Origin of the sequence: Buchnera aphidicola (Aphis glycines), assembly GCF_001280225.1 — a bacterium.
In the GTDB taxonomy this organism is placed as follows: Bacteria; Pseudomonadota; Gammaproteobacteria; order Enterobacterales; family Enterobacteriaceae; genus Buchnera; species Buchnera aphidicola_E.
This window is the reverse complement of record NZ_CP009253.1, coordinates 621,276-628,164: the sequence shown is the minus strand read 5'-3', so window position 1 is coordinate 628,164 and position 6,889 is coordinate 621,276. Positions and strand designations below refer to the sequence as shown.

General features: G+C 24.6%; 7 protein-coding genes. 2 read left to right on the top strand and 5 right to left on the bottom strand.

From position 1 onward, the window contains the following. The first annotated feature begins 433 nt into the window (after nucleotides 1-433). Nucleotides 434-1,039 carry a YfgM family protein gene (locus tag IX46_RS03035; protein WP_343029817.1) on the top strand — a complete coding sequence of 202 codons (606 nt, stop codon included), beginning with the start codon at nucleotides 434-436 and terminating at the stop codon, nucleotides 1,037-1,039. A gap of 25 nt (nucleotides 1,040-1,064) precedes the next feature. Further along, nucleotides 1,065-2,423, top strand: coding sequence for a ribosome biogenesis GTPase Der (der, locus tag IX46_RS03030; RefSeq protein WP_053940513.1), 1,359 nt, complete (start codon nucleotides 1,065-1,067; stop codon nucleotides 2,421-2,423). Nucleotides 2,424-2,430: 7 nt separating this feature from the next. Here the strand turns inward: der and fdx are convergent, their stop codons facing one another. From fdx to IX46_RS03005, 5 genes are all read right to left on the bottom strand, one after another. Beyond that, on the bottom strand, nucleotides 2,431-2,766 hold the full coding sequence (gene fdx, locus IX46_RS03025; protein ID WP_053940512.1) for an ISC system 2Fe-2S type ferredoxin: 336 nt from the start codon (nucleotides 2,764-2,766) through the stop codon (nucleotides 2,431-2,433). Then, complete coding sequence (hscA, locus tag IX46_RS03020) at nucleotides 2,766-4,592, bottom strand: Fe-S protein assembly chaperone HscA (protein ID WP_053940511.1); 1,827 nt, start codon at nucleotides 4,590-4,592, stop codon at nucleotides 2,766-2,768. Before hscA ends, fdx begins: the two co-directional genes overlap by 1 nt. A gap of 40 nt (nucleotides 4,593-4,632) precedes the next feature. Beyond that, nucleotides 4,633-5,130, bottom strand: a complete 498-nt coding sequence (hscB, locus tag IX46_RS03015; RefSeq protein WP_053940510.1) for a Fe-S protein assembly co-chaperone HscB — start codon at nucleotides 5,128-5,130, stop codon at nucleotides 4,633-4,635. 84 nt (nucleotides 5,131-5,214) lie between these two features. After that, entirely contained in the window at nucleotides 5,215-5,601 is a 387-nt protein-coding gene (iscU, locus tag IX46_RS03010; RefSeq protein ID WP_053940509.1) for a Fe-S cluster assembly scaffold IscU, read from the bottom strand. A 30-nt stretch (nucleotides 5,602-5,631) separates the two neighbouring features. Then, nucleotides 5,632-6,846, bottom strand: coding sequence for an IscS subfamily cysteine desulfurase (locus tag IX46_RS03005; RefSeq protein ID WP_053940508.1), 1,215 nt, complete (start codon nucleotides 6,844-6,846; stop codon nucleotides 5,632-5,634). Nucleotides 6,847-6,889 lie beyond the last annotated feature (43 nt).

Genomic DNA, 6,889 nt, shown 5'->3' with positions numbered 1-6,889 from the left:
ATAAAAACCCTTTAAAATGTTAAGAATTATTTTATACAGTATTAATATTTAAATCAAGATAACACATATAAACATCTAAAATAAAACTTTAATATTAAAGATTATCTTTAAATTATTTAAAAAAAAAAAAAAACAATAATATTATATTATTATTATTAGTAAATACAAAATCTGTGGATAAGTCACGTTTCGCATTGATAATAAAGGAACTTCTGATGTTAATTAGCTGTGTATAATCAGTGTATTTTATGGGAATAACTCTTTTATCAAGTTATTTTTTTGAATAAAAATAAAAAAAGAAGAAAAATCGAGAATTAGTATTGCATTCATGAAAAAAATTTTTTAAAAAATATCTTTTTATTCTGAAAAAGATTAAACTTGTAACAATTTATTTAAAAATTTTATTTATGTTTAAAAACGATAAGGAGAAAAAATGCAATTAATGCAAAGCAATTTAATTAAAAAATCAAAAAATTTCAAAAAAAAAATTTTTTTAATTATATTTTTCTTTATTCTGGTGTTTTTTATGTTTTTTTCAATTATAAAATCTAAAAAACAAAAAAAAAGTTTAAATCAACCAACCTACGAAGAAATAATAGAAGAGATAAATGCAAATACAAATGAAAATTTTTTCAATGCAGAAAAATTTATCATAGATAATAAAAATGTTTATGGTACTTTGATTTCTTTATCATTAGCGAAAAAATATATTTTAAAAAACCATCTAGAAAAAGCATTCATTCAATTAAAAAACAGTCTAAAATATACAACAGAAGAAAACTTGAAAAACATTTTACGATTAAGAATGTCAAAAATAAAAATGCAACAAAATAAAAACAAAGATGCAATACAAATTATCGAAGAAATTAAAGACGATTCTTGGAGCAGTATAGTAGAAAATATAAAAGGAGATATTTTTATGAATGATGGAAATAAAAAACTAGCAATCAAATGTTGGGAAAAGAGTAAATTTCTTGAAGAATCCCAAACATTAAAAAAAATCATTAATATGAAAATAAACGAAGTTCAAATCAAATAAAAAATACAACAGAGCTCATACTAAAATGTTACCTATTATTGCATTAATTGGCCGTACAAATGTAGGAAAATCTACTTTATTCAATGTTCTAACTAAAAAAAGAAACGCATTAGTTTCCAATCACTCAGGACTGACTCGAGATAGAAACTATGACTTTTATTATCAAGAAAAAAATAAAAAATTTATCTTAGTAGATACTGCTGGTTTTAATTTTGAATGGAAACCAATAAAAACAAAAGCTTATACGCAAACATTAATAGCTATTAAAGAAGCTGATCTAATCTTATTTATGGTAAATGCTCGAGAAGGAATACTACCAGAAGAATATGAAATATTAAAAATAATAAGAAAAAATCAAAAAAAATTATTTTTACTTATTAATAAAATAGACGGAATAAAGGAAATAGAAAAAATTAATGAATTTTATTCTTTAGGATGTAAAAAAACTATAAAAATTTCAGCAAGTCATAAACAAGGAATTAATAGCTTTATCAATAAACATTTAATTCCTTGGATAGAACTTACATTTAAACAAGAATCAAAAAAAATCACAAATAAAGAAATAAAATTAGAAAATATCCCGATAAAAATTACATTTATAGGCAAACCTAATGTTGGCAAATCAACATTAATTAACAGACTTACAATGCAAAATAGAATTATTACTTCTAATATACCAGGCACAACATTAGATACTATATCTGTATCTATGAAATATAATGATAAAAATTATATTTTAATTGATACCGCAGGAACATCAAAAAAGAAAAGAAAAAAAAATAAAATTGAAAAAATATCCATGATTAAAACTTTAGAAGCTATTGAAAAAACAAATATAATATTATTAATTATAGATGCAAAACAAGAACAAAAAAAAATATGTAATCAAAATTTACTACTAACAAATATTACTGAAAAATTTGGAAAACCACTTATTATAATAGTTAACAAATGGGATCTATTAAATTTGTCAGAACAAAATAAATTTAAAAAATTAATAAATTATAAATTAAAAAACTTATTTTTTTTTAAAATACATTTTGTATCAGCACTTAAAGCTAGAAAAGTTTTTGAAATATTTCAATTAATTGAAAAAATTTGTAAATCTTATGAAACAAAAATAAATACTTCAAAACTTATGAAAACTATGCAAGATGCAACAAAAAAACATCAACCTCCAATAATAAAAGGTCGTCGAATAAAATTAAAATATATACATCTAGGAAGTTCTAATCCAATTCAAATTATTATACATGGAAATCAAACAAAACAATTATCATTAACTTACAAAAAATATTTAAAAAATTTTATTTATAACTCTCTTAAAATAGATGGAATACCAATGAGGATTAAGTTCAAAGATATAAAAAATCCATACATTTAATTATTGTTTAGTTATCAGAAACATGATTAGCATTATATAAAGGAATTTCTACTTCTATGTCGCTATCTCCGATGATAGCTTGACAACTTAATCGACTTGTGGATTCGAGTCCCCATGCTTTATCTAGGACATCTTCTTCTTTTTCAGTCCATCCCGAAAGAGAAAGAAAACCTTTTCGTATAATACAATGGCAAGTACTACAAGCACATGATTTTTCACATGCATGTTCTAACTTAATATTGTTTAATAATGCAACATTTAAGATAGTTTCGCCTTTTTTACAAATACAAATAGCACCTTTAGGTAATATAAATTTATGCGGTAGGAAAAAAATTTTAGGCATTATTTAGTCTCATCTATTTTTTTATTTATTGAATTATTAATTGCATTCTTTAGTCGCAATGAAAAAAAATTTTTAGTCACTTCATCTAATTTTTTTAAATTTAATTTAATGGAATAAAAATCATCTTCATCGATTGATCTTTGTAATTTTTCTTGATTTAATTTTATTTTTTTCAATTCTTTTGAGCTGATTAAAAACCTATCTTGTCTTAAAGCTGATTCTAATAAATCTAAAACATTTTTAGATTCAATTTTCTTTTCTTCTTGAACCCTGAAATAATAATCATTTTTAAAATAATTAAAATTATTTTTAATGTTTTTAAAATCGTTTTTATAATCTAATAAAACACGATCAATTTTAACTATTTTTTGTGTATTAGTACTTTTTTCATGAGCTATTATACTAATCAAACCATCAGTATCAATTTGAAACGTAACCAAAATCCTAATTGTTCCAGCTTTTCTAGGTGAAATATCTTTTAAAACAAAACGAGAAAGTGAAGAACAATTTTTTACCAATTCACTTTCTCCTTGTAAGATATGAACAATAATCCCTGTTTGATTATCTTTAGAAGTTGTAAATTCTTTTGTTTGAGAAATAGGTATATGACTATTACGAAAAATAATTTTTTCTACAAACCCTCCCATCACTTCAATTCCTAATGAAAGAGGAACAACATCTAACAATATTGTTTGATTTTTTTTGCTTCTTGATACGAGCATATTACATTGCAATGCGGCACCGATTGCAACAACTTGATCTGGATTGATTGAAATTAATGGATTTATTAAAAAAAATTTTTTAACTTCATTATAAACTAATGGAACACGCGTAGAACCTCCTACCATAATAACTTCTTTAATTTTTTTAATGTTTAAATTTATTTCTTTAAATATTTTCATACAAATTAATAAAGTCTTTTTAACTAAATGTTTAATAATTAAATCAAACTCATTACGAGTAATAATTCCATGCCAATTTAACACTCTAACTGATACAGTTTCGTGATAGGTTAATTTTATTTTAGTTGCTTTTGCAACTTCTAATAATAAAGCGTGGAAGGAATCATTGTATTGATGATTTGATAAATTAGCTTTCTTATATATATAATTTGCTAAAATTACATCAAAATCATCACCACCTAAATGAGAATCACCACTTGTAGCTAATACTTCGAATAATCCTTTATTTAAATTTAATACAGAAATATCAAAAGTACCTCCACCAAGATCATATACAATAACAATTCCTTTTTTATTCTTCTCTAAACCATATGCAACTGCTGCAGATGTTGGTTCATTTAATAATCTAATTAAATTAATACCTCCAGTTATAGCTGCCTCTTTTATTAAAGAACGTTGAACATTATCAAAATATGCCGGCACAGTTATAACTGTAGTATCTATTTTTTTTTTATAGAAAGCGCAAGCTCTTTTCTTTAAGTGCCTCAATATTTTACTCACGACTTGAGTAGAAGAAACTTGTCCTGCATCAGTATAAAAAACAAGATCTCCTTTTTTGTTCTGTTCTATCACATAAGGTAGAATTGGAAATTCTTTTTTAATAAAATCAATAGATCGACCAATTAAGCGTTTCACTGAAACAACTGTATTTTTTGGATCTTTAAGAACTTGATTAGTCGCATCCCAACCTATAGTAAAATTATCTTGTCCACAATGTACAATAGATGGCAACAAATAACGTTTTTTGTCATCGGATAACAACACAGCATGATTATTTTCTATGGTAGATATAAGAGAGTAAGTAGTACCAAAATCAATTCCTAAAATTAATTTTTGATTAAATTTGTCTTTTAAAAAAATCATATAAAACATCCTAATTTATGTCATTTAAGTAAAAAAATTTTTATTTTTTTAATTTTCTTTTTATTTTCTTTAAAAACAATAATTGAGATGTCGAATTGATAATTTCGTTCCAATTTTTATTTCGAAATTCGTTATTAATTATATTTTCACAATCTGTTATTTCATATTCGATTCTTCTTAAAAAATCATTAAAACACATTGTATCTAAATTATTCTTTTTTTTTAAAGTTTCCAACTCTTCATGCAAAAAAAAATATTTTTTTAAAACACATGGATTATCAGACAATAATTTTTCCTGATCTACTTTAATACCATGTAATAAAAGTAAATACATTGATCGATTGAATGAATCTTTTAAAATTGTGTATCCTTTATTAATTTGAATGGATTTTTTTAAAACCCATTTTTTTTTAGAATCAGAGTCATTTAAAAATAAATCAGGATGAAATTTCAATTGTAATTTATGAAAATTTTGATTTAACAAATCTTTGTTAATCTGAAATTTTTTTGGCAATTTAAATAATGTAAAATAATTCATAAAACACCTAAATTACACTAATGTTAAAACATTAAATTGAAATTTAATGTTGAAAAAAATTTTTCAACATTAAATATAAAAAAATCAATCTTTGTTTTTTTTATTTTTATAATCTGCAATTGCTGCCTTAATAGCATCTTCTGCTAAAATTGAACAATGAATTTTAACTGGAGGTAGTTCTAATTCTTCGACTATACTTGTATTTTTAATAGATTCCGCTTCTTTTATTGATTTTCCTTTGATCCATTCTGTTACAAGTGAACTAGAAGCAATTGCGGAACCACAACCATATGTTTTAAAACAAGCATCTTCAATGATACCTTTCGAATTAACTTTAATTTGTAATTTCATAACATCACCACAAGCAGGCGCCCCTACCAAACCACTCCCAACATTAATATCTGCATTAGAAAAAGAACCAACATTGCGAGGATTTTCATAATGATCCATAACTTTTTTACTATATGCCATTTCTAACACCTTTAATTTAAAATATTTTTTCTAACTATGATCCCATTCTATACTATTTAAATCAACTCCTGATTTAAACATTTCCCATAACGGCGAAAGTTCGCGAAGTTTAGAGATAGATTTGTGAACCAATTGTATTGTATATTGAATTTCTTCTTTTGTTGTAAATCTTCCAATAGAAAAACGAATTGAGCTATGCGCTAATTCATCTTTTATTCCTAAAGCTCTTAGTACATAAGAAGGTTCTAAACTAGATGAAGTACACGCTGAACCAGAAGAAATAGCTAAGTCTTTTAACGACATAATCAATGATTCACCCTCAACATAATTAAAGCTAACATTTAATATATGAGGAGCTCCTTGTTTTAAATCACTATTTAAATAAACTTCTTCAATATTTTTAATCCCATTCCACAAATCATTTCTTAAATTATTTAAATGTTCAAAATCATCTTTTATTTTTTTTCTTGCTAATTCAAAAGCTTCTCCCATTCCAACAATTTGATGAACTGGTAAGGTTCCCGCTCTTATTCCTCTTTCATGACCGCCACCGTGTAAAGATGCTAATAAACGCACTCGAGGTTTGCGACGAACATATAACCCTCCAATACCCTTTGGACCATATAATTTATGCGATGAAAAAGACATCAAGTCTATAAACAAATTTTTCATATTAATATCAATTTTTCCTATACTTTGAGTTGCGTCTACATGAAAAAAAACATCGTGAGATCTACAAATTTCAGATATACTTTTTATATCTTGTATAATTCCAATTTCATTATTTACATGCATAATAGAAACTAGTATAGTATCTTTTTTTATATTTTTTTTTAGATCATTTAAATCAATAACCCCATTGTTTTTAGGAGTTAAATAAGTCACAGAAAAACCTTCTCTTTCTAGATACCTACATGTATCTAATACTGATTTATGTTCTGTTTTACTTGTAATAATATGATTTCCTCTATTTTTGTGAAATAAAGCAATCCCTTTAATAGCTAAATTATTTGCTTCAGTAGCACCAGAAGTAAATATAATTTCACGTGAATCTGCTCCAATCAAATCAGATATTTGATTACGAGCAATATCAACCACCTCTTCAGCTTCCCAACCGAATTTATGTGATCGAGAAGCCGGATTTCCAAACATTCCATCAATCGTTAAATAATTCATCATTTTTTTAGCAACTTGATAATCTACTGGAGTAGTAGCTGCATAATCTAAATAAATTGGAGTTTTCATAAAATCATTACCTTATTTAAATTTTGAGAAACATTAATATTCT